Origin of the sequence: Paenibacillus popilliae ATCC 14706 (assembly GCF_000315235.1) — a bacterium.
GTDB lineage: Bacteria > Bacillota > Bacilli > Paenibacillales > Paenibacillaceae > Paenibacillus_B > Paenibacillus_B popilliae.
Map to the genome: position 1 here is coordinate 1 of NZ_BALG01000455.1, position 241 is coordinate 241.

Consider the following 241-nt stretch of genomic DNA (forward strand, 5'->3'; position numbering starts at 1 on the left):
CTTTTTTCGATCAGTGTCTGCAATTGCTTGCCATCATTTTTCTCACCTGTCGTAATGACAGCTGCCGTTATAAGTCGTTCCTCGGTCATCGCTAGATGTGTTTTGTAACCGAAAAAGGCGCTGTCTGCGCTCTTGTGTCCCACGCGCGCGTCTGGATCTGCTGCAAGGCGCAGCTGCTCCACATCATCCTCAATCGTCTCTTTCAGAAGATTCAGCGGCTCCACAATTTTCGGCACCTGTG

At 50.6% G+C, this 241-nt stretch carries 1 protein-coding gene; it reads right to left on the reverse strand.

Annotation, left to right across the window (positions count from 1 at the left end; translation table 11 throughout):
• Positions 1 to 241, reverse strand: a 241-nt coding sequence (locus PPOP_RS18170) for a transposase (protein ID WP_042228258.1), incomplete at both ends; no start/stop codon positions are given.